We start from the raw sequence: 22,850 nt of genomic DNA, 5'->3' as shown, positions 1-22,850 counted from the left end.
GCCCCGTCCGGGGGACGGGGCCTTCCTGTGGTGGCTGGGGCCGGGGTCGAACCGGCGACCTATCGCTTTTCAGGCGATCGCTCGTACCAACTGAGCTACCCAGCCACGAGACCGTTTCCGGCCTCAGCGATCCTGACGGGACTTGAACCCGCGACCTCCACCTTGACAGGGTGGCGAGCTAACCAACTGCTCCACAGGACCTTGCAGTGTGCGAGACAAGTCTTGCACACGGTAATGCGTACCCCCAACGGGATTCGAACCCGTGCTACCGCCTTGAAAGGGCGGCGTCCTGGGCCACTAGACGATGAGGGCTAAAGGCCCGCCTGGGCGCTTTCCAGCGCGTCGGGGACGTGAGAAGCATATGGGATGCGGGGAGGTATCGCCAAAACGGTTAACCCCGGAGGGACAATGACCGCGTGCTGGAGATGACGCGCGAGGAGTTCGAGGAGCTCGTCGCAGAGGCCCTGGACCGCATCCCGCCGGAGCTGACGCGGCTGATGGACAACGTGGCGGTGTTCGTCGAGGACGAGCCCCCCGCGGAGGTCCCCGATCTCCTGGGGCTCTACGAGGGGACCCCGCTGACCGACCGCGGCGAGTGGTACGCGGGGGTGCTGCCGGACCGGATCACGATCTACCGGAACCCCACCTTGCGGATGTGCGAGGACCGGGAGAGCGTGATCATGGAGACGGAGGTCACCGTGGTGCACGAGATCGCCCACCACTTCGGGATCGACGACGACCGGCTGCACGCCCTGGGCTACGGGTGACCCGGCCGGCGCCGGGGGCGGAGGCGATCGACCCGGACGTCGACCTCCATGTCCCCGAGCAGCGGACGGAGCCGCTGGGCCGGGTCCTCACGGCGGTGGCGGCGGGCGGGATGCTGGGAGCGGCCGCCCGGTACGGGCTGGCGCTGCTGTGGCCGGCCGGGCCCGGGGCCTTCCCCTGGGCGACCTTCTGGACGAATACGTCGGGCTGTGCGCTGATCGGGGTGCTGATGGTGCTGATCAGCGAGGGCGGCCGGGTGGCCCCGCACCCGCTGGTCCGGCCCTTCGCCGGGGTCGGGGTGCTGGGGGGCTTCACCACCTTCTCGACCTACGCCGTGGAGTTCTCGCGGCTGCTCGACGCGGGGGAGGCGGAGCGTGCGCTGGCGTACGCCGGGCTCACGGTGGTGGCGGCCCTGGGTGCGGTGTGGGCGGCGGCCTCGGTGACCCGGCTCGCGGTGCGGGGGCGCGGGTGAACTGGCTGCTGGTGCTGGCGGGCGCGGCCGTGGGGGCGCCGCTGCGCTACCTGGTGGACCGGGCGGTGCAGGAGCGGCACGATTCGGTCTTCCCGTGGGGGACCTTCGTGGTGAACGCGGCGGCCTGCCTGGTCCTCGGCCTGCTGGCGGGCGCGGTGCTGGCCGGTGCGGCTTCCTCGCGGTGGAACCTGCTGCTGGGGACGGGGCTGTGCGGGGCGCTCAGCACGTACTCCACGTTCTCGTACGAGACGCTGCGGCTGGCGGAGCGCGGCTGGAGGTTCCTCGCGGCGGCCAACGTGGCGGCGTCGGTGCTGGCCGGGCTGGGGGCGGTGACCCTCGGGTCGCAGGTGGGCCGGCAGCTGTTCGGCTGAGCGCGGCCGGGGTACGCGGGGGGAGCGCGCACGGGCAGCGCTCGGGGGCGGCCGAGGTTTCGCCGGGGGCGTGTCTCTAACGGGTCAAAGGGAGTTGGGCACATTGACCCGCTCTCCGCGGACCCTGCCTGCCCTCCGGAGGTGCCCCGTGCGCCAGTTGTCCGCTTCCCTGCGACTGGCCGTCACCGCGCTCGCGGTCGCGGCCACGGCGGGCTGCGTGAGCGTCGGGGAGGACGCGGCGCGGCCCGGGCCCTCCTCCTCCGCCGGCCGCAAGAGCGCCGCCGAGGCGGCCGGGGGTTCCGCCTCCGGGCGCGGCTCCGGGATCCACGGCAACGGCCACGGCTCCAAGGCCGGTTCGGGAGCCGAGGAGGGCAAGCCCGGTGAGGCCGGCAAGGCGGCGGGCGCGAGCGGAGCCTCGCCGAGCCCGGGCGCTCCGGCCGGCCGCCCCGGTGCCTCGCCGTCACCGGGGCCGGGGGGCGGCTCCGGTGGGCAGGGGCCCCAGCAGCCCTCCACCGGAGGATCCGGAACGGGAGGCTCCGGTAGTTCCGGAGGAGGGGCCACCGGCCCGTCCCCGCAGCCGCCCACGCCCGAGCCGCCCGTGACTTCGCCCACTCCTTCCCCGACGCCGCCCGCGCAACCGGACCCGAGCTCCTCGCCCACCGGCTAGCGGGCGACGCGGGCCGCGCCGGGGCGGGCCCGTGCTCCACGGTGAGTATCAGTGCAGGTCAGGGTGGGTCGGGGATGAGCGACTTGCCAGACCCCCGGGAGGGTGCGTATGGTTATAGATCGTTTGATCCCATTGCCCGGCGCCGAATCCGAAGAGCGCCGTGTGGCGCGTACTCTCCCTAGCCGTGGCTGACCGCATTGAGGCGGTCGATTTGCGATTCACGGAGTTTGGGCGCGTGCCGAGACTCCGGAAGGTTTCGCATTTCGCATGTCCATTTCCAGTTCTGACCGTGCCGTCATGCCCGAGAACGACTCGAACGAGCTCGTCGACGCCGTTGAGGCCCTTGTGGTCACGGAGGCCATCGAGGCCGCCGAGGCGGACGAGATCATCGAGGCCCTTGAGGCCGACGTGACGACCGACCAGTCCATCGACGACGAGGCCGACGCCGACGCCGAGCCCACCGTCACCTTCGCGGACCTCGGTCTGCCCGAGGGTGTCGTACGCAAGCTCGCGCAGAACGGTGTCACCACCCCGTTCCCGATCCAGGCCGCGACCATCCCGGACGCCCTGGCCGGCAAGGACATCCTCGGCCGTGGCCGCACCGGCTCCGGCAAGACCCTCTCCTTCGGTCTGCCGACCCTGGCCCGCCTGGCCGGCGGCCACACCGACAAGAAGAAGCCCCGCGCGATCATCCTCACGCCGACCCGTGAGCTCGCGATGCAGGTCGCGGACGCCCTCCAGCCCTACGGCGACGTCCTCGGCCTGAAGATGAAGGTGGTCTGCGGCGGTACCTCCATGGGCAACCAGATCTACGCCCTGGAGCGCGGCGTCGACGTCCTCGTCGCCACCCCCGGCCGTCTGCGCGACATCATCAACCGCGGCGCCTGCTCCCTGGAGAACGTCGAGGTCGCCGTCCTCGACGAGGCCGACCAGATGGCCGACCTGGGCTTCCTGCCCGAGGTCACCGAGCTGCTCGACCAGGTCCCGGCCGGCGGCCAGCGCATGCTCTTCTCCGCGACGATGGAGAACGAGATCGGCACGCTGGTCAAGCGCTACCTGTCCAACCCCGTCACGCACGAGGTCGACAGCGCGCAGGGCAACGTCACGACCATGACGCACCACGTCCTCGTCGTGAAGCCGAAGGACAAGGCGCCGGTCACGGCCGCCATCGCCGCCCGCAAGGGCCGCACCATCATCTTCGTCCGCACCCAGCTGGGCGCCGACCGCATCGCCGAGCAGCTCGTCGAGGCGGGCGTGAAGGCCGACGCGCTGCACGGCGGTATGACGCAGGGCGCCCGCACCCGCGTCCTCGCGGACTTCAAGGACGGCTACGTCAACGCGCTCGTCGCCACCGACGTCGCCGCCCGCGGCATCCACGTCGACGGCATCGACCTGGTCCTCAACGTGGACCCGGCCGGCGACCACAAGGACTACCTGCACCGCTCGGGCCGTACCGCCCGCGCCGGCAAGTCGGGCGTCGTGGTCTCCCTGGCCCTGCCGCACCAGCGCCGCCAGATCTTCCGCCTGATGGAGGACGCGGGCGTCGACGCCTCGCGCCACATCGTCCAGGGCGCCGGCGCCTTCGACCCGGAGGTCGCCGAGATCACCGGTGCCCGGTCGCTGACCGAGGTCCAGGCCGACTCCGCGAGCAACGCCGCCAAGCAGGCGGAGCGCGAGGTCGCCGACCTGACCAAGCAGCTGGAGCGCCTGACCCGCCGTGCCGCCGAGCTGCGCGAGGAGGCCGACCGGCTGGTCGCCCGCTCCGCGCGCGAGCGCGGCGAGGACCCGGAGGCCGCGGTGGCCGAGGCGACCGAGGCCGCCGAGGCCGAGGTCGCGGCCCAGGTCGCGGCCGCGCCGGTCGCCGAGGAGCGCCCGTCCTTCCAGGCGCGCGAGGACCGCGGCGGCTACGAGCGCCGTGACAACCGCCGCGACGACCGTGGTGACCGCGGTGACCGTGGCGGGTTCCGCCGGGACGACCGTGACAACCGCGGTGGCGGCTTCCGCCGGGACGACCGCCCCTCCGGTGGCTTCAACCGTGACGACCGCGGTGGCGACCGTGGCGGTTTCCGCCGCGACGACCGTCCCTCGGGTGGCTTCCGCCGCGACGACAACCGTGACAACCGCGGTGGCGGTTTCCGCCGGGACGACCGCCCCTCGGGCGGCTTCAACCGTGACGAGCGCGGTGGCGACCGTGGCGGTTTCCGCCGCGACGACCGTCCCTCGGGTGGCTTCCGCCGCGACGACAACCGTGACAACCGCGGTGGCGGTTTCCGCCGGGACGACCGCCCCTCGGGCGGCTTCAACCGTGACGAGCGCGGTGGCGACCGTGGCGGTTTCCGCCGCGACGACCGCCGTGACGACAACCGCGGTGGCGGCTTCCGCCGCGACGACCGTCCCTCGGGCGGCTTCCGCTCCGGTGGCGCGGGCGAGCGCCCGTACGGCCGCCGCGACGACAACCGCCCCTCCGGTTCCTTCGGCGGCCGCCGCGACGACAAGCCCCGCTGGAAGCGCAACGGCTGATTCCCGGCCCTGAGCTGACGGCCCGCAAGGCCTGAAAGGGCCCGTCCGACACCTGGTGTCGGACGGGCCCTTTTGCGCTGTCCGGGCGTCTCCCGCCGGGCGCCGTCCCCCGACGACCGGGCCGGTAGGGCGATACTCGATCGGCTGACCGGTGGTCTCCGGCTATGCTCTGGGGTGAGCACGTGAGGGCCATTAGCTCAATTGGCAGAGCAGCGGACTTTTAATCCGTTGGTTGTCGGTTCGAGTCCGACATGGCCTACGGCTCGGGGCGCCCCGCCTGGTTCCGGCCAAGCGGGGCGCCCCGTTGTGTTTCAGGACCAGCCCGGGTCGAGGGGGCTCGCGATCGACCAGCCCGGCTCCTGCGGGGCTGCCGTGGCCGAGGGGGTGCCGGCGAGGACGGCGATCAGGGCGGCGGCGGTCAGTGCGGTCAGGGTGGCGAGCGTGCGGCGCATGGTGGGGATGCCTCTTGTCGAGCCGGTACGGGAGGGGGTGGTTGGCCGGATCCGTCGTTCCGGCGTGCCGCCATCGTGCCGAGCCGTTCCGCGCCCTGTCACCGGTTTCCGCTGGCACAAAGCGCCTTGACACAACCGTGCCAGCCGGCCGGTCGCGCCCGGTGCGTCCGCACGAGGTGACGGAATTCCTGCCGCGGATGGCTGGTACGGACGGTCCCGGGTGCATGATCGGACCTCGGAGGGGCCGCGCACACTCCGGGCAGCCGGTGCCCTCCTGCCGCCGCCGTCGTCGGTCCAGTCACGGCAACGCCGGCGCTCCGAACCGCGAGCTGGGGGGCTCACCTTGTTGGTTTCTCTTGGTCTGACCGAGCGCTCCGACGCGCTCTACCGCCTCGTACTCAAGCGTCCGGACCTCTCCGTCGGGGAGGTCGCCGCCGAACTCGCGCGGCCCGAGGACGACGTACGCACGGACCTGGAGGAGCTCACCCGCCTCTCGCTCCTCGCGCCGTCCTGGCGGACCGGCGGGCCGCTGCGCGCGGTGAACCCGAAGGCGGCCCTCGATTCGCTGCTCGCCCACCAGCAGGCGGAGATCGCCCAGCGGCACCGCGCGCTCGCCCAGAGCCAGGCCGCAGCCAGCGCACTGCTGTCGCAGTACGCCGAACTGCACCCGGCCCAGCCCACGCACGAGGCCGAACGTTTCCTCGGGGTGGAGGCGGTCCGGGCCAAGCTGAGCGAGCTGTCCACCCGGACCCGGCAGGAGTCCATCAGCTTCCATCCCGGCGGTCCCGTGCCCGCCGCGCAGTTCAAGGCCAGCGAGCCGCTGACCGAGGACCTCATCGCGCGCGGCGTGAAGATCCGTACGGTCTATCAGGACGCCATCCGCAACGACCCGGCGAGCCTGGAGCACGCGCGCTGGCTGACCGAGCGCGGCGGCGAGGTGCGCACCGTGCCCTCGCTGCCGATGCGGATGGTCATCGCCGACCGGGAGTTCGCGCTGCTGCCGATCGATCCCGCGGACAGCGCCCTCGGGGCGGTGCTGCTGCGGGAGCCGGGAGCCGTCACCGCGTTCTGCGCGCTGTTCGAGTCGGTGTGGGAGACGGCCGCGCCCTTCGGCGAGCCGCCGCGGCGCAGCCTCGACGACCCCGGCTCGCAACCGCGCGAGCTGCTGCGGCTGCTGGCCCAGGGCTACACCGACGAGGCCGCCGCCCGCCGGCTGGGGATCTCCCTGCGCAGCGAGCGGCGGCTCATCTCGGAGCTGATGGAGAAGCTGGACGCCCAGAGCCGCTTCCAGCTCGGGCAGCGGGCCGTGGAGCAGGGACTGCTCTAGCCCGGCCCCGGCCCGCGGTCTCAGCAGCCGCAGGTGGCCCCCGCCCGGATGGGGGCGGTCAGCGGGTCCGGGGCGGACTGGCGGGTTCCGGCCGTGTCCTCGACCGGGAAGCCCTCCCGCGCCCAGTACTCGAAGCCGCCCAGCATCTCCTTGACCTGGTAGCCGGCGGCGGCGAACTCGTAGGCGGCGCGGGTCGCGCCGTTGCAGCCGGGGCCCCAGCAGTAGGTGACCACCACACTGCCCGGCGCCACCAGCGCGGCGGCGCGGTCCGCGATCTCGTCGGTGGGCAGGTGCAGGGCGCCCGGGATGTGGCCCTGCTCCCAGGCTTCGGCGCTGCGGCTGTCGACGAGGACGAAGCCGCCCGCGCCGGATTCGATGTCCGCGTGCACGTCGGAGACGTCGGCCTCGAAGGTGAAGCGGCGGTGGAAGTGCCCGGCGGCCGTGGCCGGATCAGCGGCCGGGACGCGCAGCACCTTCGAGGACACGGCCGGAGCGGTCTGCGTGGTCGGTGCGGTCATGGGTGGGCTCCTGGGGGAGAGGGCGGCGCAGGGCCGCGAGGGCGATGAGGCAGTAGAGGGCCGCGGTGGCGACACCGGGGCCGAGGAGCAGGGCGGCCAGGCCCAGGTGGGCGGCCTGGCCGAGGGCGAGGGCGGCGAGGGCGATCAGGGCGGCGGCGAGGACGCCGCCGCGCCGGGTGCGGCCGGTCAGTGCGGTCCAGCGGACCGCCGTGGCCTGGAGGTTGGTCCGGCAGTAGGTCCAGCAGAGCGCGGCCGATCCGAGGCCGAGGGCCGCTGCGGCGGGCCCCGGCGCCGTCGCGGGCCCGGCCGGCTGCCGCAGGAGTACGGCGTACAGGGCGGCCGCCAGCGCGAGGCCCAGCAGGGTCCCGCCCAGGGCGCCTCCCGACGGGCGGCCCGCGTCCGGGGCGGACGGCAGGACGCCTTCCGCACCCCGCCGCCCGCGCAGCGCCGGGATCACCCCTTCGAGGCCGACCCAGCCGAACAGCAGCGGGATCACCGCCCAGCCGCCGGCCCCCGAGCCGGGCACCGGCCCGCCGAGCGCCTGCCAGGCGACGGCCAGGGCCAGGACGGCGGCCAGCCGCAGCCGCCCGGCGGCCGTGGACAGTCCGCGCGGGGACAGCCAGGCCGCGGCGGCGGCGGTGACGACGATCCCGGCGGCCAGGGCGCAGGAGCGCCAGCCGGAGTCCCCGGATCCGAGGGCGTACCCGGCGGCTCCGAACGCCACCGCCGCCTGGCCGGTGGCGAAACCGCCGAAGTAGAGCGCGGTGACGACCCGGGCCGGTCCCGGGCCGAGCCGGTCCCGGACGAAGGCCACCGGGCCGCCGGCCCGCGTACCGCCCGCGGCGGCGACGAGCAGGCACCAGCCGGCCAGGACGCCCGCCAGTGCGGCCACCGCCACCGGCCTCGGGGCCAGTGCGGCCGGGAGCAGCAGGGCTCCCGCCCCGAGCACCGCACCGAGGGTCCGGGCCGCGGCGCCGGACCAGGTGTCCTCAGCGGTCACGACAACTCGTGGAAGTACAGCGGGGTCGAGCCGGGCAGGGTGGTGCCCTCCGCCAGCAGCGGCGCTTCCACGGCGGCCCAGGCCGGCATCCGCGTCGCCAGGTCCACCGGCAGGCCGAGGTGCCCGGCGAGGAAGGCGGACCAGCCCGGCATCAGCGGGGCCGCCGTCACCGCGACCGCGGCCAGCAGCTCCGCGTGCGCGGCCAGCCGCCCGGCGTACTCCGCGCGCGGACCGGCGGCCCGCAGCAGCGACAGCTCGCGCAGGTCGGCGTCGGCCCGCTCGATCACCGACGCCAGGACGTCGGCGGCGCGCTGCGGGGAGAAGGCCTCGGCGCCGAGGGCGGCGGCGATCTGCCCGGGCAGCGCGGCCCGTTCGGCGGCCAGCGGCCCGTCGGCGGGTCCGGCGGCCGGGAGGACGGAGTCGAAGTCCTGCGCGAGCAGGTCCAGTACGGTGTCGGTCCACCGCTCCAGGCCGCCCGCGAGGACGGTGGAGAGGGTGTCGGCGAACTCCTTCATGGAGAAGTTGTTCTGCGCCCGCTCCGGGCCGGTCAGGCACAGGTGGAAGCGTAGGGCGTCCGCGTTGACCCGGCGCAGGAACTCCCCGCCCCAGATGGCGTGTCCGCGGCTGGTGGAGAACTTGTCGCCCTCCAGCCGGTAGAACTCGTTGATGACCACCTGCGCGGGCAGGGTCAGCTCGCCCTGGGCGAGCAGCAGGGCCGGCCACAGCACGGCGTGCGAGAACGAGCAGTCGAAGCCGATGAAGTTGACGATCCGGGTCTCGGGGTCGGTCCACAGCCTCTGCCACGCCGAGCGGTCGCCGCCCGCCTCGGCGAGGCGCGCGGTGGCCGCGGCGTAGCCCCAGATGCCGCTGAACCAGGTGTCGAGGATGTGCCCCTCCCAGCCGGGCAGCGGGACCGGGATGCCGTAGTCCGCCTCGCGGCTGACGGCCGTGTCGGGCAGCTCCCGCTCGAACAGGCCGTCCAGGTAGGAGATGAGCCGCGGGCGCCACTCGGCCGCGGCCTGGGCGTCGGCGTAGTAGGCTTGGAGGCGCTCGCGCCAGCGCTCCAGCGGGAAGACGATCCGGCGCATGGTCCGCGTCCCGGGGGTGTTCCAGCAGGCGGTGCACTTCGGGGCGGCGAGCCCGGCCGGGTCCTGCGGCAGACCGCAGGCCTCGCAGTACACCCCGTCGGAGGGCTCGGCGCAGAACTGGCACTCGCCGCGCACCTCGGCCTCGTACAGGTACCGGTCGCAGGGCGCGCAGTGGAAGACGGGCAGCTCCTGGACCTCCAGGGCGCCGGACTCCCACAGTTCGAGGAAGAAGCGCTGCACGAACTCGGTGTGCGTGGTGTCGGTCAGCGGGCGGGTGAACCAGTCGTGGTGCATGGCGCCCAGCGAGAGGGTCTCTTCCATGCGGTCGCCGAACAGCTTCGCGGTCGGGTACGCGGTGGAGCCGATCTCGGCGGCCCGGCGCGGTACGTAGCAGGAGTGCTCGTCCGAGTAGCCGACGTAGTGCACGTCGTGGCCCCGCTGGCGCAGGTGGCGGCTCAGCACGTCGGCGCCGAGGAAGGGGCCGGAGAGGTGGCCCAGGTGCAGGTCGCCGTTGGGGTTCGGCGGGGCGCTGGTGACGACGTAGGAGGTCATGAGGCGTGGGTTCCTTCGGGGACGATCAGGGAGGAGGAGTCGAGGGCCGCCGTGTCGAGCGGCGGCAGGGCGGCGGAGGCGGCGGCGACCACCCGGCTGCGCGGCGGCAGGTCGTCGAGGACGACGGAGTGCGCGCCGATGCGGGAGTCGGCGCCGATGGTGACCGGGCCGAGCACGCTCGCTCCGGTGCCGATGACCACGCGGTCGCCGACGACGGGGTGGCGGCGGGAGCCGGAGGGGCGGCGCAGGTCCTTCCACCAGCCGACCGAGCCGAGCGTGACCTGGTGGTACAGCATCACGTCGTCGCCGATCCGGACGGTCTCGCCGATGACGACGGCCGTGCCGTGGTCGATGAAGAAGCGGCGGCCGATCCGCGCGCCGGGGTGGATCTCGATCCCGGAGACGGCGCGGGCCAGCAGGGACAGGGCGCGGGCGGTGACCCGGTGGCCGCGGCCCCACAGCCAGTGCGCCACACGGTAGGTCCACAGGGCGTGGATGTGCGGGTAAAGCAGCACCTCCGCGCGGGAGCGGGCGGCCGGGTCCTTGTCGAGGACGGTTCGCACGTCCTCGCTCAGGACCTCCCGCAGGGGGCGCCTGGCCTCGGCCGGCGCGGCCTGCTCCGGGTCCGTCTCACATGTGGTCATAGGGGGCCTCCGGGCGGATCGGGCGGCCGGCGAGGAACCGCTGCGGCCGGTACGGCTCCAGGAGCTCCTGCACGGCCTTGCCGGGGACGGCTCCGCCTTCGACGATCTCCTTCGCGGCGAGTTCGGCGACGGCGGGGGCCAGCTTGAAGCCGCCGCCGCTGAAGCCCAGCGCGAGGTAGAGCCCGTCGGGGCCGGCCGCGCCGACGACGGGGCGCTTGTCGGGGGTGTAGCCGTCGAGGCCGGAACGGGTGCCGGCGAGCGGGGCGGTGGCCGCGGCCGGGACCCGGTGGGCGATCGCGGCGATCGCGGACTCCAGCTCGGCTTCGGTCAGCGGCTCCACGTCGCGGCCGAGTTCGGTGTCGGGCTTGCTCGGGACGCCGAAGTAGAAGCGGTCCAGGCCGTCGGGCCGGAAGTAGCTGCCGGTGGTGTCGTCGATGCAGGTCGGTACGGAGGCCGCCGACCCGCGCCGTCCGGCGCCCGGCAGCTCGGCCTGGGCGAGGCCGATCCGGCGGGCGGTGACGGGGATGTGGATGCCGAGGTACTCGGCGGGCGCCGAGCCCCAGGCTCCGCCGGCGAGGACCACCAGCGGGGCGTCGATCCGGCCGATGGAGGTCAGGACACCGGTGACGGTGCCCCCCTTCTCCAGCACCTTCACCGCGCGGATGCCCTCGGACGGGGAGACCCCGAGCCGGTAGGCGGCGGTGAGCAGCGAGGCGGAGGCGGCCATCGGGTCGGCGTAGCCGCCCTCGGGCTCGTACGCGGCGAGGCCCACTCCGTCGACCCGCAGGCCGGGGTAGATCTCCTTCAGCTCGGCGGGGTCGATGACCTCGACGCGGCGGTACCCGGCGGCCTCCCCCGCGGCGGCCGCGTTGTAGCGCAGGTCGTCGGCGTGCTCCTCGCCGACGATCATGACGAATCCGGTGCGGCGGTAGCCGCAGCAGCCGCCGATGATGTCGGACCACTGCTCGAAGACCGGCAGGCTGCGGGCCGCGAGCCGGGTGTCGGCGACGGCGGTGTGGTGCAGCCGCAGCAGTCCGCCGGAGCGGGAGGTGGCGCCCTGGGCGTTGACCCGGCCCTGGTCGCACAGGACGATCCGGCCGACGCCGGCGAGGGCGAGCTGGTGGGCGATGGCCGCGCCGATCACCCCGCCGCCGACGACGATCGCGTCGGCGTGCGCGTGGACGATGCGGCTCATGCGTCCACCTGCCGGTCCCCCGCGGGCGCGCCCGGGTCCTCGATGCCGAACTCGGCGGCCCACTTGGCCCGGTCGCGGGCGACGGCGTCCGCGCCGCCCCACCAGATGGTGACGAACCGCAGCCGGACATCGCCGTCGTTGGTCAGGTCGTGGTCCTGGAAGGGGGTGATGAAGACGGTCTCCCCGGCGCGCACCCGGCGGGTCTCCTCGCCGATGCGCATCACCCCGCTGCCCTCGACGATGAAGAACATCTCGTTCTCGTCGTGGTCGTGGGGGGTGGAGGTGGCGCCGGGCGCGACATCGACCCAGGCGCCGCCCCAGTTGGGCTCCTCGACGGCCTCGGGCCAGGGGAAGATGCGCCGGCCGCTGACGTTGTACGGCTCCTCGAAGACCATGTCGTCCTCGTGGGCGGTGAAGATGTGCATTGCGTACGGGTCCAATCAGGCGGCGACGGGCCGGCGCAGCCGGGCGCGCAGGTCGCGGTGGATGGTGTCGGCCTTGGCGGCCATCTGGCTGAAGGAGGTGGCGCTGCCGATGCCGTGCCGCCACTCGGTGAGTCCGTCGAGGTAGATCGCGACCTCGCAGTCCTCGGTGGTCTCGGCGCGGTAGGCGCGGGTGACCTCGGGGCGGCCCTGGCCGTCCAGGCGCAGGTACGGGACGAAGGCGGCGAGCTGGCGGGGCAGGGAGGCCTCGCGGTAGCCGGTGCAGACGATCACGGCGTCGGCCTCGATCAGCCCGCGTTCACCGGTGAACGCCTCCTCGGTGCGCAGCAGCACCCGCCCGTCCGGGGCGTGGTCGACGGCGGCGACCTCGGTGCGCTTGTGCATGTGCAGGCGCTGCCGGCCGGTGAACCGGTCCTGGTAGACCGCCTGGTAGAGGGCGGTGGAGACGTCGGGGTCCACGGCCGCGTAGTTGGTGGCGCGGGCCTGGTCCAAGGCGCGTTCGCGCTGCTCGCCCTCCAGGGCGTAGAAGTAGTCCGTCTCGTCGGGGAAGTACACCTCGTTGCTGAAGTGGCCGAGCTCGTACATCCGGAAGCCGGCGTGCCGTACCACCGAGTGGATCTCGGCGTCCGGGTGCTGTGCGGCCAGGTGGAGGACGATCTCGCCCGCGGTCTGCCCGGCGCCGATCACCGCGATGCTGCGCAGCGGCCGGTCGCCGAGGGCGGCCAGGCTCGGCAGCAGCTGCGAGGCGTGGAAGACCCGCTCGCCCAGGTGCGGGCGGAACAGCTCGGGTACGTACGCCTCGTGTCCCGTGGCGAGCGCGACGGAGCGGCCCTCCACGGTGTGCAGCGAGCCGTCGCGGGTGTCGCGGCTGAGCACCCGGGCGGTGCGGACGCGGCCGTCGGCGTCGGTGACGGGCTCGACGCTCAGCACCTCGCGGTGGTAGTCGACGGTCCCGCGGACCTGGGCGGCGGCCCACTGCACGTAGTCCGACCACTCCAGGCGGCTGACGTAGCCGCCCATCAGCGTGAACGGGTAGAACCGGCCGCTCTGCTGGAGGTAGTGGGGGAAGGTGAAGCGGGAGCGGGCGTCGCGCGGGGTGGCGAAGTCGCGCAGGAAGTGGTGCTGGATGTCGGTGCCGGGCAAGACCAGGTTGGGCTGCCAGGCGGAGTCGGCGGCCTTCTCCAGGTAGCGGGCGGCCAGCGGGGCGGAGCCGGTGGCGTCGTCGTGGTCCTCGACGGCGGCGGCCAGGGCGATCCCGGACGGTCCGAAGCCGGCGACCACCAGGTCCTGGACGACCGGGTCGTGGGCGGTGGTCATCACGCCTCCACCCCCGTCGCCAGGCCGAGCGCGCCGAGGGCGGCGATCAGGGATTCCCGGATGATCCGGCCGGCGTGGTCGATCTCGGTGGCCGTGCAGTTCAGCGGGGGCAGCATGCGCACGACGCAGTCGTCACGGCCGCCCAGCTCGATGATCAGGCCGCGGCTGACGGCCTCCCACTGCACCCGCTTGGCGAGCGCGTCGGCGGGCAGCCCGGTCTCCGGGTCGGTCAGCTCGACGCCGGTCATCAGGCCGAGCCCGCGCACGTCCGCCACGTACGGGCTGATCTCCCGCAGTCCCTGGAGGTGGACCATCAGCTGGTCGGCGCGGGCCCGGACGTTCTCCAGGACGCGGTCGCGCTTGACCACCTTCATGGTGGCCACACCGGCGGCGAAGGCCGGCTGGTTGCCGCGGAAGGTGCCGGAGTGCGCGCCCGGCTTCCACACGTCCAGCTTCTCGTCGTACAGGATCACCGACGCGGGCAGGCCCATGCCGGACAGCGCCTTGGAGGCGCACACCACGTCCGGCTCGATGCCGTACTGCTCGAAGGCGAACCAGGTGCCGGTGCGGCCGCAGCCGCTCTGCACCTCGTCCACGATGAGCGGGATCCCGAGCCGCCGGGTGACCTCGCGGACCCGCTGGACGAACTCGACCTCGGCGGGGATGACCCCGCCCTCGCCCTGCACCAGCTCCATGATCACGGCCGCGGGCAGGGTGATGCCGCCGTTGACGTCGGTCAGCGCCTTCTCCAGGAACGCGGCGCAGTTGACCTGGCAGGTCTCGCGCGTCAGGGAGAGCGGGCAGTTGTGGCAGTTGGAGTACGGGAAGAAGTGCACCCCCGGCATCCGGCCGCGGACCGGCTCCTTCTGCTCGACGAGGCCGGTGACGCTCAGCGCCGCCAGGGTCGCCCCGTGGAAGCCGCCCTGGAAGGAGATGACCTCCTCGCGGCCGGTGGCGGTCTTGCACAGCTTGAGGGCGGCGTCCACGGCGTTGGCGCCGGTCGGCCCGCAGAAGTGGATCCGGGTCCGCTCGCGCATGGGCTCCGGCAGCATCCCGATGGTCAGGTCGGTGAACTCGTCCTTGACCGGGGTGGGGAAGTCCAGCCCGTGCACGAACTCGTCGAGCTGGGCGTGCGCGGCGGCCAGCGGCTCGGGGTGGTTGTGGCCCAGCGAGAGGACGCCGGCGCCGCTGAGGAAGTCGAGGAAGACGTTCCCGTCGAGGTCCTCCACGTACGAGCCCCTGCCGCGGCGGATCGCCATCGGCAGTTTGCGCGGGTACGAGCGCGAGTTGGACTCGCGGCCCGCCTGGCGCTCCAGCAGCTCGGCGCTGAGCGGTCCGGGCAGCGGGCCCTTGATCACGGGGGCGTCGTACACGGGCCGGGCGGAGACCGGGGTGTCGATCGTGGCAGTCATGTGGGGCGGGACCTTTCTCCGGTCAGGCGGCGGCGAGGACGGCGCTGCGCTCGCTGCGTTCGGTGGCGGCGCTCAGGCGGGCGGTGAGGGCGTCGGTGAGGGTCGCGGCCCGCAGCGACAGCAGGCTGAAGGAGCCCGCGTCGCCGATGCCGTGGCTGGACTCGCACAGCCCGTTCAGGAACAGCGGCGGGGTGCCGTCGGAGACCGGCTCCAGCGCGTAGTCGACGGAGACCTTCAGCCGGCCGTCCGCCTCGGTCGCGAACAGCGGGGCGAGCGGGGCCATCAGCGGCGGGCACAGCTCCTCGTGCGGGCCGGGACCCATGTTGCGGAAGCCGGTGGCCAGCACCGCGAAGTCCACGGTCTCGCTGATCCGCTCGCCGGTGGTGCGCTCCAGGAAGTCCAGCGCGATGCGGTCGCCGGTCTCCGGGGCCACGCCCACGGCCTCGTGGTTGCCGCGGACGAACACCCGCTGCTCGCCGTCGAGCTCCTGCTCGTAGATGGTCATGTACAGATCGCGCAGCACGTCGCCGTCGGCGGAGGAGTAGTTCGTGCCGTGCATGTAGGCGTCCAGGGCGCGCTTGCCCTCGCGGGAGGCCTGGAAGTAGTAGTCGGTGAACTCGGGGAAGTAGCCCTCCTCGCTGAAGGGGCTGGTGTCCTTCAGCTTCAGCGAGTGCGAGCGGGTGTAGGTGGTGACCTTGGTGTTCGGGAAGCGGCGGTGCAGGTCGAGGGCGAGCTCGACGGCGCTCTGGCTGCCGCCGATGACGGCCACCGACTCGGGCTCGCGACCCGGCCCGGTCAGCTCGGCCAGCTTCGGCAGGTACTGGGTCAGGTGGAAGATCCGCGGGGTGCGCAGCGAGTCGTAGGGGGCGGGGACGTACGGGGTACGGCCCGGGCCCATCACCAGGGTGCGGCCCAGGTAGCGGTCGCCGGTCCTGGTGGTCACCGCGTAGACGCGCTCGCCGGCCTCCTCGACCACCTCCACGGAGACGGCCCGCTGGTTGCAGTCCACCAGGTGCGAGAAGAAGCCCGCGGCCCAGCGGATGTAGCCCGCGTACTCCTTGCGGAGCGGGAACTCCGAGGGGAGGTTCAGGTGGCGCAGCAGCCGGCCCTGCTCGTGCAGGTAGTTCAGGAAGGAGTAGCGGCTGCGAGGGTTGCGCAGGGTCACCAGGTCGCGGCTGGGGTGGTTCTGGATGTCGGAGCCGTCCAGCAGCATCCCCGGCTGCCATTCGGGGCTCGGGCGGGCCTCCAGGAAACGGGCCGTGAGCGGCGACTCGCGCTCCTCCAGGGCGATGGCCAGGGCGAGGTTGGCCGGGCCGAAGCCGATGCCGAGGATGTCGTGGACGGGAGTCGCAGGGGCGGTCGCGGTCGTCGCGCTCATCGGGTGGTCTTCCTTGCCTTGACAGTGGTGAGAGTGGGGTTTCCGTCGAAGTCGATGCGCAGGCCGGTGATCCGGGCGGACGCGTACACCCGCTGGTCGGTCCGGTACCACAGCGGGATCAGCGCCAGGTCGGCCATCGCGCGGCGGTCGGCGCGGCGCCAGGCGTCGGCCCGCTCGGCCGGGTCGGTGGAGGCCCGGGCGCGGGCCACCAGGGCGTCGAACTCCGCGTTCACGTAGCGGCCTTCGTTGTCGCCGTGGGCGGTGCCCTCGGCGTCGGGGGCCGTGCACGAGGAGTGCAGCAGCGGGAAGAGCATGTTGTCCGGGGTCGGGTAGTCGCAGGCCCAGCCGGCCCGGCAGAAGCCGGCCGCCGCGATCGAGGTGCGGTGGTCGACCAGCCCGCGGGCGTCGGTGCGCAGCAGGGCGACCTGCCAGCCGAGGACCTCCTCCAGGCCGCGGGCCAGGGCCTGCACCCAGTCGTCGTGCCCGGCGCCGGTGTTGTACGCGAACTCGACGCGGCTGCCCGGACCCAGCCCGGCGCGCAGGGCCGCGGCCCGCGCCCGCTCGGGGTCGAAGACCGTCCACCCGGTGTCCGGGTCGGCCTCGAACTCGCCGCGCGGGGTGTGCGCCTTGCCGAACCAGGGCGAGAGCAGCGAGTGCGCCGCCGAGCGCCGGCCCTGGAAGTAGGTGTCGATCAGGCCCTGCCGGTCGATCGCCGCGGACAGGGCCCGGCGGGCGTCCAGCGAGTCCATCGGCGCCTGGTGGCAGAAGGGGATCAGGTAGAAGAGGCCCGCGCCCTCCTGCTCCAGGAAGCCGGGGTGGGCGGCGGCCCCGGCCGTGCGTGCCGGGGGGATCCGCGCGTAGTCGTAGGTGCCGGCCAGGAAGCGCTCGTACTCGTCGTCCAGGCCGGTCACCGGGTCGAGGATGTCGATGTGCACCGCGCTGACCTCGGGCGCGGGCCCCGACCACAGGTCGTTGCGCTCCAGCCGGATGCCGACGCCGTGCTCCCAGGGGCCGGCCATCTTGAACGGGCCGTTGCCGATCGGCCGGTCGTTGTAGACGGGGTTCAGCGCCGGGCCCGCGCACTCGGGGACGGGGCTGAAGATCGGCTGGAGGGTCTTCAGGTCGAACTGGACGTCAGGTTCCGACAGTTCGACCACCAGCGTGGTGTCGTCGACCGCGGTGAAGGAGCGCACGCCCGCCAGGTGGTACGCCGTCTCCGTGTTGGCCTGCGGGTCCAGGGCCCTCGCCCAGCCGCGTACGAAGCTGTGCGCGGTGACCGGCTCGCCGTTGCTGAACACCGTGTCGGCACGCAGCGTGAACGTCCAGGTGGTGGCGGTCGGGTCGCTCTCCCAGGACCGGGCGGTGGCCGGGATCAGCCCGCCGTCCTCGTCGAGGGCGAGCAGACCGGTGAACAGGGCCTTGCAGACGAGGATGCCCTCGCCTTCCTGGGCCTTGTACGGGTCGATGGCGGTGGGCTCCGTGATTCCCATCCGGAACACGGGGTCGTTGGCGTGCACGTGAAGCTCTTTCCGCGTCGGTGAAGGAGGGCAGAGGGGCAGGGGGGCGCAGAGGCAGGGGCGCAGCGGGTGCAGGGGTCAGGCCGGTACGACGACCACGTCGAGCCGCTCGTCGAGCTCGGCGGCGATCCGCTCCACCCGGTCGACGTCGGCGACGGACCGGTAGGGCGCGGCCACCGCCAGCGAGCCGGCGATCTCGTACCAGCCCTCCGGCGCGCGCCGCAGCCGGTCACCGGGCTTCGAGGCCGGGATGTACGAGCGGAAGTGCGGGGAGTGGGTCGCGTCACCGGGGTTGTTGCGGACCAGCGTCCCCGTCCGGTACGCGAACTTGATGCAGGTCGCGGCGCGCGGCACCGCGGCGCGGGCCACCTCGCCGTCCAGCAGGCCGGCCAGCGCCTGCGGGTCCTCGCCGGCGAGCACGGCCTTGGCGTACAGCCGGACCGCGTCGATGCCGTGGACCTCGCGCAGGTTGCGGTAGTTCTGCCCGCCGCTCATCCGGGTGGCGAACTCCACGACCCGGTAGCGCCCCTCGGCGTCCTGCCGGAACTCGGCGTTGAAGAGGCAGTGCCGCACGCCCAGACCGGCGGTGATGCCCTCGGCGACCGCGACCAGCTCCGGCTCCTCCTGCGGGGTCCGGAAAGGGAGGGTGTAGAAGTCCTCCTCGAAGTACGGGCCCGGCATCTGCATCTTGTTGGTGACGCCGACGAGGTGGAACGTCCCGTCCAGGACCACCCCGTCGAGGGTGACCTCCTTGCCCGGCAGGAACTCCTCCAGCAGGGCGATCTCGGGGCCCTCGCTGGGGAAGTAGCCGCCCCACTCGGCGGCGAGGCGGGCCACGTCGGTCAGCGCCCGCTCCAGCTCGTCGCGGTCGCGGACCAGGCTGACGCCGATGCTGGCGGCCAGCGCGCTCGGCTTGACGATGAACGGGTACGTGAAGGCCTCGGCGGCCGCGAGCCCCTCCTCCACGGTGGCCACGCCCGCGAACTTCGGGCCCGGCAGCCCGTGTTCCTGGAGGAAGTTGCGCTGGAGCTGCTTGTCCCGGGAGATGACGTCGGCCTCGGGGCGCGGCCAGGTGTGCCCGAGCAGCAGGTTGACCTTGGAGGTGACCGCGATGTCGCTGTCGTAGAAGGTGATCGCGGAGGTGATGCCCAGCCGGCGGGCCGCGGCCGCGCAGAACTCGGCCATCTCGGTGCCCTCCAGGTCCGCGGGGATCGGGATGACGTTCGCGAAGCGGCCGTCGTCGGAGGCCTCGGCGATCCGGGTCGCCAGGTGGATCTCCAGACCCATCCGCTCCAGGGTCTCGATGTGCTCGCGGTGCCACGCGTACGTGTTCCGCATGATCAGGAGGATCTTCATGACGCGGTCTTTCCGTTCGGTGCGTGCGAGGTGGTGGTGACGACGGTGACCTTCTCGGTGAGCCGTTCGGCCGCGGCGACGGCGGCCTCGGTGTCGACTCCGGTGACCAGCACCTGGCCCACCCGGTCCCAGTTGCCGCGCAGCTCGCCGACGGTGTCGCCGGGCCGCACGGTGGTCTCCACGTCGATGACCCCGTCCAGGGCCTTCGCGTCCTCGGCGCCTTGGATCTCCACGACCGTGCCGGGCTGCGCGGACAGGAAGCGGGTGGCCGCCGAGTGGCGCGGCACGGGGCGCTCGGTCAGCGCCGGGATCAGCCCGAACTGCCAGGCCACGATCCACTCTTCGAGGTCGATGCCGTAGGCGGAGTTCAGCAGGTCGAAGATCCGGTCGCCGCCCATCCGGTTGTGGCTCTCGATGATCTGCGGACCGGAGGGGGACAGGCGCAGCTCGGTGTGCGCGGCCCCGTCGGTGAGGCCCATCGCGTCGAGGAAGCGGGCGACGGCCTCCTCGATGCGGCGCTCGTCCGCCGGGTCGAGCCGCGCCGGAAGGGCGTGCCCGAGCTCGATGAACCCGCCGCCGGTGAGCTTCTCGGTCACCGCGAGGACGATGTGCCGGCCCGCGAAGGAGAAGGTCTCGACGCTGTACTCCGGGCCGGCGATGTACTGCTCGGCGATGAACCGGCCGATGGTGAAGAAAGAGCCCCACTGCAGGTCGGTGCGGGCCCGCAGCGCCTCGACCCCGGCCCAGGCCTCGGCGGCCTGCTCAGGCCCGTCGATCCGTACGACGCCCAGGCTGGCGGTGGCGTCGACCGGCTTGAGGACGAACGGGTAGCCGTGCTCGGCGCCGAAGGCGGCCAGCGCCTGCGCGCTGTCGACCTCCGCGGCGGCCACCGACAGGGCCCGTACCTCGGGGGAGTCGGAGGCGGCCAGGTGGCGGCGCATCGCGTGCTTGTCGCGCAGCAGTTCGGCGACCTGCTCGGAGGTGTTGCCCAGCCCCAGGTGGTCGCTGATCCGCCCGGCCGGCACCAGCCCCGGCTCGGTGATCGAGGCGACCCGGGTGAAGCCGTACGCCTGGTGGGCGGCCTCGACCAGCGGGCGGGTGACGTCCCAGTCGGTGTAGTCCGCGATCAGGACGGCCTCGGCGAGCCGGGCGGCCTCGGGCACGAACTGGTCCTTGTGCTGGATCAGCACGAACCGGATGCCGAGGGCCGCCGCCTTGCGCAGCGTCTGAATCCGTCCACCGACGACGAGAAGCTTGTGTTCGGTCATGGCCAGAACTCTGCAGCAGGAATCCGGGCCGGGAAATGGTTTCGGGCTGGCACAAGAATGCCCGGCACGAATGACGCAGCAGGTGGCGGCCGGTGGCCGGCGGCAGACCGGCCGCGCAGGGAGGCCGCGGCTCGTGGAACGGGCGCGCGGGCGGGAGCGGGCAGGAATGTGCCAGCCAGCTTTGTGCCAGCCCTCGCCCCTGGGCAGGGCCTTGACCGGCGGGTTTGATGGAGGTCACCACCTCATCCCCCCATCGAGAAGGAGCCCCCCATGGCCGGCGAGGACCCCTTGCGCCGACGATTGCGTGACCTGCCCAGAAGCGCCTGGGTGATCTTCTCCGGAATGTTCCTCATCAAATTCGGCAATTTCCTCAACGTATTCCTCGTGCTGTTCCTGGTCGCCCAGGGATTCTCCGCATTCCAGGCCGGTGTCGCCCTCGGCTTCGTCGGAGTCGGAGCGTTCATCGGAAATGCCGTCGGCGGTACGGTCGCCGACCGGTTCGGGCGGCGCACCGCCATCGCGGTGTCCATGTTCGGCAGCAGCGCCGCCACGGCCCTCGTACCGCTGACCCACGGACTGGTCGCGACCACCGCCCTCGTCGGCCTCGTCGGCGTCTTCGCCCAGCTGTACCGGCCCGCGGCCGGTGCCCTGCTGGTCGACGTGGTCCCGGAGAAGCAGCGGGTGACGGCCTTCGCCGTGCTGCGGCTCGCCATCAACGTCGGCATGGCGGTCGGCCCGCTCGTCGGCGGCCTGCTCAGCGGCGCCTCGTACACCTACGTCTTCCTCGGCGACGCGCTGTTCTCCTTCGCCTTCGGCGCGCTGGCCCTGGCCACGCTGCCGGGCGGCCGGCCGCCCGTCGAAGCCCCCGCCGCGGAGGGCGCGGACACCGGCGCCAAGGCGGGCAAGGGCGGTTACCGCGAGGTGCTCACCGACCGGCCGTACCTGCTCTTCCTCGGCTCGATGGTGGCCGCGACCTTCGTCTACGGACAGTCCACGGCCACGCTGCCGCTGCACGTGACCGACGCCGGCTTCGACAACAAGGTCTACGGCCTGCTGCTCGGCCTGAACGCCCTGCTCTGCGTGGTCATCGAGCTCCCGCTGACCAAGCACACCGAGCGCCGCAACCCGCGCCGGGTGATCGCCGCCGGCCTGGCCCTGCTCGGCCTCGGCATGGCCCTCACCGGAGCCATGCAGGCCATCTGGCTGCTCGCGCTGACGGTGGTGGTGTGGACGGTCGCCGAGACGGTCTACACCCCGATCGCCAACGCCTACCCCGCCGAGTTCTCACCGGCCCACCTGCGCGGGCGCTACCAGGGCGCGGAGGGCATCGCCCACACCCTCGGCGGCGCCCTCGGCCCGGCCGTCGGCGGACTGCTCTACGGCATCTCGGCGCCGCTCCACTGGGTGGTCTGCGCCGGCGTCGCCGGCCTCGGCGCCCTGCTGGTGCTGGGCGCCGACCCCGGCAAGCGGGGCGGGCAGAGCACCGCCGCCGCGGCCGAGGCACCCGAGCCGGTCGCCGCCACCTGACCCCGCCCGCCGCCCGGACGCGCACGCCCCCCCAGACCCGCCCCCCAGACCCGCCCCCCAGACCCACCCCCCATACCCACCGCACACACCAGACCCGACAGGCCCACCACAGCCGTCACCGACCGAAAGGCACGACCCCGTGACCACCCCCACCGCACCGGCGGCAGCCGACGTGCACCGCATCGACATCCCCTCCGCCACCGAGGACCCCGCGGCCTACGTCAGCGCCCTCCTCGAAGTGGCGGGCGACCGCGACCCGTTCGACGTCCTCGCCAAGACCCCCGTCTGGGCGGCGCAGCTCTTCGCCGACCTGCCCACCGAGCTCGCCGAGACCGTCCCGGAGCCGGGCGAGTGGCCCGCCGCCTTCATCGTCGGCCACCTCTTCGACGTCGACATCGTCTACGGCTTCCGCTGGCGCCTGGTGGCCACCGAGGACAACCCGGTCTACCCCGGCTACGACGAGCAGCTGTGGGCCCCGCTGCCCCGGCTCCCGTTCCGCCAGATGCTCGACGCCTGGACCGGTCTGCGCGCCTCCAACGTCGCGCTGCTCGCCGCGCTCCCGGCCGAGGACTGGCAGCGCACCGGCCGCCACGGCGAGCAGGGCGGAGAAACGATGGAGGTCATGATCCGCAAGGTCATCGGCCACGACATCGCGCACATCAACCAGATCTACCGGGCCATCCGACTGGTGCGCCAGGCGGCCGGCCTCGACGTCACCGAGCTCGACGCCACCTACGAGTCCCTCGGCCTGCGGTAGGCCCCGCCGCTGCGATGCCACACCCGTGTGCCGTCGTCCTGACCGCCTCCGGGAACCCACTTTGACCCGGTCGTACCCCTCTGACCAGGGGATATGTCATCCGCCGGGGCGGCGGCGCCGTTAATTGGCGGTGACCGTCCCACGGATGGCGTAGGGTTGTGTTCACCGACGCGGGGTGGAGCAGCTCGGTAGCTCGCTGGGCTCATAACCCAGAGGTCGCAGGTTCAAATCCTGTCCCCGCTACTCCGTACGAAGGCCCGGTTCCCTTGGGAACCGGGCCTTCGTCGTTCCACCGGTCTCCGGC

General features: G+C 73.1%; 21 protein-coding genes and 5 tRNA genes. 10 read left to right on the top strand and 16 right to left on the bottom strand.

Annotated elements, in window-relative coordinates; all coding sequences use genetic code 11:
• Positions 1 to 28: 28 nt before the first annotated feature.
• From ABZ128_RS01860 to ABZ128_RS01850, 3 genes are all read right to left on the bottom strand, one after another.
• Positions 29 to 105: transfer RNA gene (locus ABZ128_RS01860), tRNA-Phe, on the bottom strand.
• 22 nt (positions 106 to 127) lie between these two features.
• Positions 128 to 201 (bottom strand) — tRNA-Asp (locus ABZ128_RS01855).
• 38 nt (positions 202 to 239) lie between these two features.
• Positions 240 to 312, bottom strand: a tRNA-Glu gene (locus ABZ128_RS01850).
• Between the two features lie 104 nt (positions 313 to 416).
• On the opposite strand from ABZ128_RS01850, the gene ABZ128_RS01845 reads away from it, so the two are divergent.
• The 6 genes from ABZ128_RS01845 to ABZ128_RS01820 all read left to right on the top strand — a co-directional run bounded on the left by ABZ128_RS01845 (position 417) and on the right by ABZ128_RS01820 (position 5,054).
• The gene (locus ABZ128_RS01845) at positions 417 to 767 is read left to right on the top strand and encodes a metallopeptidase family protein (protein WP_356845499.1); all 351 of its coding nucleotides are present in this window, start codon (positions 417 to 419) and stop codon (positions 765 to 767) included.
• Positions 764 to 1,237, top strand: coding sequence for a CrcB family protein (locus ABZ128_RS01840; RefSeq protein ID WP_356845498.1), 474 nt, complete (start codon positions 764 to 766; stop codon positions 1,235 to 1,237). The genes ABZ128_RS01845 and ABZ128_RS01840 overlap by 4 nt, the downstream gene beginning before the upstream one ends.
• On the top strand, positions 1,234 to 1,608 hold the full coding sequence (gene crcB / locus ABZ128_RS01835) for a fluoride efflux transporter CrcB (RefSeq protein WP_356845497.1): 375 nt from the start codon (positions 1,234 to 1,236) through the stop codon (positions 1,606 to 1,608). Before ABZ128_RS01840 ends, crcB begins: the two co-directional genes overlap by 4 nt.
• 148 nt (positions 1,609 to 1,756) lie before the next feature.
• On the top strand, positions 1,757 to 2,275 hold the full coding sequence (locus ABZ128_RS01830; RefSeq protein WP_356845496.1) for a hypothetical protein: 519 nt from the start codon (positions 1,757 to 1,759) through the stop codon (positions 2,273 to 2,275).
• A 267-nt stretch (positions 2,276 to 2,542) separates the two neighbouring features.
• Entirely contained in the window at positions 2,543 to 4,795 is a 2,253-nt protein-coding gene (locus ABZ128_RS01825) for a DEAD/DEAH box helicase (protein ID WP_356845495.1), read from the top strand.
• A 186-nt stretch (positions 4,796 to 4,981) separates the two neighbouring features.
• Positions 4,982 to 5,054 (top strand) — tRNA-Lys (locus ABZ128_RS01820).
• Between the two features lie 52 nt (positions 5,055 to 5,106).
• On the opposite strand, the gene ABZ128_RS01815 is transcribed toward ABZ128_RS01820, so the two are convergent.
• The gene (locus tag ABZ128_RS01815) at positions 5,107 to 5,247 is read right to left on the bottom strand and encodes a hypothetical protein (protein WP_356845494.1); all 141 of its coding nucleotides are present in this window, start codon (positions 5,245 to 5,247) and stop codon (positions 5,107 to 5,109) included.
• A 343-nt stretch (positions 5,248 to 5,590) separates the two neighbouring features.
• Here ABZ128_RS01815 and ABZ128_RS01810 point away from each other — a divergent pair, with 343 nt between their 5' ends.
• Positions 5,591 to 6,574, top strand: a complete 984-nt coding sequence (locus ABZ128_RS01810) for a helix-turn-helix transcriptional regulator (RefSeq protein ID WP_356845493.1) — start codon at positions 5,591 to 5,593, stop codon at positions 6,572 to 6,574.
• Positions 6,575 to 6,594: 20 nt separating this feature from the next.
• Here ABZ128_RS01810 and ABZ128_RS01805 read toward each other — a convergent pair whose 3' ends face one another.
• The 12 genes from ABZ128_RS01805 to ABZ128_RS01750 all read right to left on the bottom strand — a co-directional run bounded on the left by ABZ128_RS01805 (position 6,595) and on the right by ABZ128_RS01750 (position 20,262).
• The gene (locus ABZ128_RS01805) at positions 6,595 to 7,092 is read right to left on the bottom strand and encodes a rhodanese-like domain-containing protein (protein WP_356845492.1); all 498 of its coding nucleotides are present in this window, start codon (positions 7,090 to 7,092) and stop codon (positions 6,595 to 6,597) included.
• Entirely contained in the window at positions 7,025 to 8,092 is a 1,068-nt protein-coding gene (locus ABZ128_RS01800) for a hypothetical protein (RefSeq protein ID WP_356845491.1), read from the bottom strand. Before ABZ128_RS01800 ends, ABZ128_RS01805 begins: the two co-directional genes overlap by 68 nt.
• Positions 8,089 to 9,732, bottom strand: coding sequence for a class I tRNA ligase family protein (locus ABZ128_RS01795; RefSeq protein ID WP_356845490.1), 1,644 nt, complete (start codon positions 9,730 to 9,732; stop codon positions 8,089 to 8,091). The genes ABZ128_RS01800 and ABZ128_RS01795 overlap by 4 nt, the downstream gene beginning before the upstream one ends.
• The gene (epsC, locus tag ABZ128_RS01790; RefSeq protein WP_356845489.1) at positions 9,729 to 10,376 is read right to left on the bottom strand and encodes a serine O-acetyltransferase EpsC; all 648 of its coding nucleotides are present in this window, start codon (positions 10,374 to 10,376) and stop codon (positions 9,729 to 9,731) included. The genes ABZ128_RS01795 and epsC overlap by 4 nt, the downstream gene beginning before the upstream one ends.
• The gene (locus ABZ128_RS01785) at positions 10,363 to 11,571 is read right to left on the bottom strand and encodes an FAD-binding oxidoreductase (RefSeq protein ID WP_356845488.1); all 1,209 of its coding nucleotides are present in this window, start codon (positions 11,569 to 11,571) and stop codon (positions 10,363 to 10,365) included. Before ABZ128_RS01785 ends, epsC begins: the two co-directional genes overlap by 14 nt.
• Positions 11,568 to 11,996, bottom strand: a complete 429-nt coding sequence (locus tag ABZ128_RS01780) for a cupin domain-containing protein (protein ID WP_356845487.1) — start codon at positions 11,994 to 11,996, stop codon at positions 11,568 to 11,570. The genes ABZ128_RS01785 and ABZ128_RS01780 overlap by 4 nt, the downstream gene beginning before the upstream one ends.
• Before the next feature lie 15 nt (positions 11,997 to 12,011).
• Complete coding sequence (locus tag ABZ128_RS01775) at positions 12,012 to 13,331, bottom strand: SidA/IucD/PvdA family monooxygenase (protein WP_356845486.1); 1,320 nt, start codon at positions 13,329 to 13,331, stop codon at positions 12,012 to 12,014.
• A complete protein-coding gene (locus tag ABZ128_RS01770; RefSeq protein WP_356845485.1) occupies positions 13,331 to 14,743 on the bottom strand; it encodes a diaminobutyrate--2-oxoglutarate transaminase family protein in 1,413 nt (470 codons plus the stop codon). Before ABZ128_RS01770 ends, ABZ128_RS01775 begins: the two co-directional genes overlap by 1 nt.
• A gap of 22 nt (positions 14,744 to 14,765) precedes the next feature.
• Positions 14,766 to 16,121: a SidA/IucD/PvdA family monooxygenase gene (locus ABZ128_RS01765; protein WP_356845484.1), complete on the bottom strand. Its 1,356-nt coding sequence runs from the start codon at positions 16,119 to 16,121 to the stop codon at positions 14,766 to 14,768.
• Positions 16,118 to 17,638 carry an ABC transporter substrate-binding protein gene (locus ABZ128_RS01760; protein ID WP_356845483.1) on the bottom strand — a complete coding sequence of 507 codons (1,521 nt, stop codon included), beginning with the start codon at positions 17,636 to 17,638 and terminating at the stop codon, positions 16,118 to 16,120. Before ABZ128_RS01760 ends, ABZ128_RS01765 begins: the two co-directional genes overlap by 4 nt.
• A gap of 78 nt (positions 17,639 to 17,716) precedes the next feature.
• Positions 17,717 to 18,994, bottom strand: coding sequence for an ATP-grasp domain-containing protein (locus ABZ128_RS01755; RefSeq protein WP_356845482.1), 1,278 nt, complete (start codon positions 18,992 to 18,994; stop codon positions 17,717 to 17,719).
• Positions 18,991 to 20,262 (bottom strand): ATP-grasp domain-containing protein, encoded by a 1,272-nt coding sequence (locus ABZ128_RS01750; RefSeq protein ID WP_356845481.1) that lies wholly within the window; start codon positions 20,260 to 20,262, stop codon positions 18,991 to 18,993. The genes ABZ128_RS01755 and ABZ128_RS01750 overlap by 4 nt, the downstream gene beginning before the upstream one ends.
• 270 nt (positions 20,263 to 20,532) lie before the next feature.
• On the opposite strand from ABZ128_RS01750, the gene ABZ128_RS01745 reads away from it, so the two are divergent.
• The 3 genes from ABZ128_RS01745 to ABZ128_RS01735 all read left to right on the top strand — a co-directional run bounded on the left by ABZ128_RS01745 (position 20,533) and on the right by ABZ128_RS01735 (position 22,789).
• Complete coding sequence (locus ABZ128_RS01745; RefSeq protein WP_356845480.1) at positions 20,533 to 21,789, top strand: MFS transporter; 1,257 nt, start codon at positions 20,533 to 20,535, stop codon at positions 21,787 to 21,789.
• Positions 21,790 to 21,928: 139 nt separating this feature from the next.
• Positions 21,929 to 22,546, top strand: a complete 618-nt coding sequence (locus tag ABZ128_RS01740) for a DinB family protein (protein ID WP_356845479.1) — start codon at positions 21,929 to 21,931, stop codon at positions 22,544 to 22,546.
• A gap of 169 nt (positions 22,547 to 22,715) precedes the next feature.
• Positions 22,716 to 22,789 (top strand) — tRNA-Met (locus ABZ128_RS01735).
• Positions 22,790 to 22,850: the final 61 nt, after the last annotated feature.

This window comes from Streptomyces sp. NPDC006326 (assembly GCF_040612915.1).
In the GTDB taxonomy this organism is placed as follows: Bacteria; Actinomycetota; Actinomycetes; order Streptomycetales; family Streptomycetaceae; genus Streptomyces.
Note: the sequence above shows the minus strand (reverse complement) of the source record. Positions and strands in the feature narration are given on the sequence as shown.

Coding starts and splice junctions, on each gene's coding strand:
- ABZ128_RS01825 (WP_356845495.1), top strand. CDS start 2,543: ATGTCCATTTCCAGTTCTGACCGTGCCGTCATGCCCGAGAACGACTCG.
- ABZ128_RS01815 (WP_356845494.1), bottom strand. CDS start 5,247: ATGCGCCGCACGCTCGCCACCCTGACCGCACTGACCGCCGCCGCCCTG.
- ABZ128_RS01805 (WP_356845492.1), bottom strand. CDS start 7,092: ATGACCGCACCGACCACGCAGACCGCTCCGGCCGTGTCCTCGAAGGTG.
- ABZ128_RS01795 (WP_356845490.1), bottom strand. CDS start 9,732: ATGACCTCCTACGTCGTCACCAGCGCCCCGCCGAACCCCAACGGCGAC.
- epsC (WP_356845489.1), bottom strand. CDS start 10,376: ATGACCACATGTGAGACGGACCCGGAGCAGGCCGCGCCGGCCGAGGCC.
- ABZ128_RS01785 (WP_356845488.1), bottom strand. CDS start 11,571: ATGAGCCGCATCGTCCACGCGCACGCCGACGCGATCGTCGTCGGCGGC.
- ABZ128_RS01780 (WP_356845487.1), bottom strand. CDS start 11,996: ATGCACATCTTCACCGCCCACGAGGACGACATGGTCTTCGAGGAGCCG.
- ABZ128_RS01775 (WP_356845486.1), bottom strand. CDS start 13,331: ATGACCACCGCCCACGACCCGGTCGTCCAGGACCTGGTGGTCGCCGGC.
- ABZ128_RS01770 (WP_356845485.1), bottom strand. CDS start 14,743: ATGACTGCCACGATCGACACCCCGGTCTCCGCCCGGCCCGTGTACGAC.
- ABZ128_RS01765 (WP_356845484.1), bottom strand. CDS start 16,121: ATGAGCGCGACGACCGCGACCGCCCCTGCGACTCCCGTCCACGACATC.
- ABZ128_RS01755 (WP_356845482.1), bottom strand. CDS start 18,994: ATGAAGATCCTCCTGATCATGCGGAACACGTACGCGTGGCACCGCGAG.
- ABZ128_RS01750 (WP_356845481.1), bottom strand. CDS start 20,262: ATGACCGAACACAAGCTTCTCGTCGTCGGTGGACGGATTCAGACGCTG.
- ABZ128_RS01745 (WP_356845480.1), top strand. CDS start 20,533: ATGGCCGGCGAGGACCCCTTGCGCCGACGATTGCGTGACCTGCCCAGA.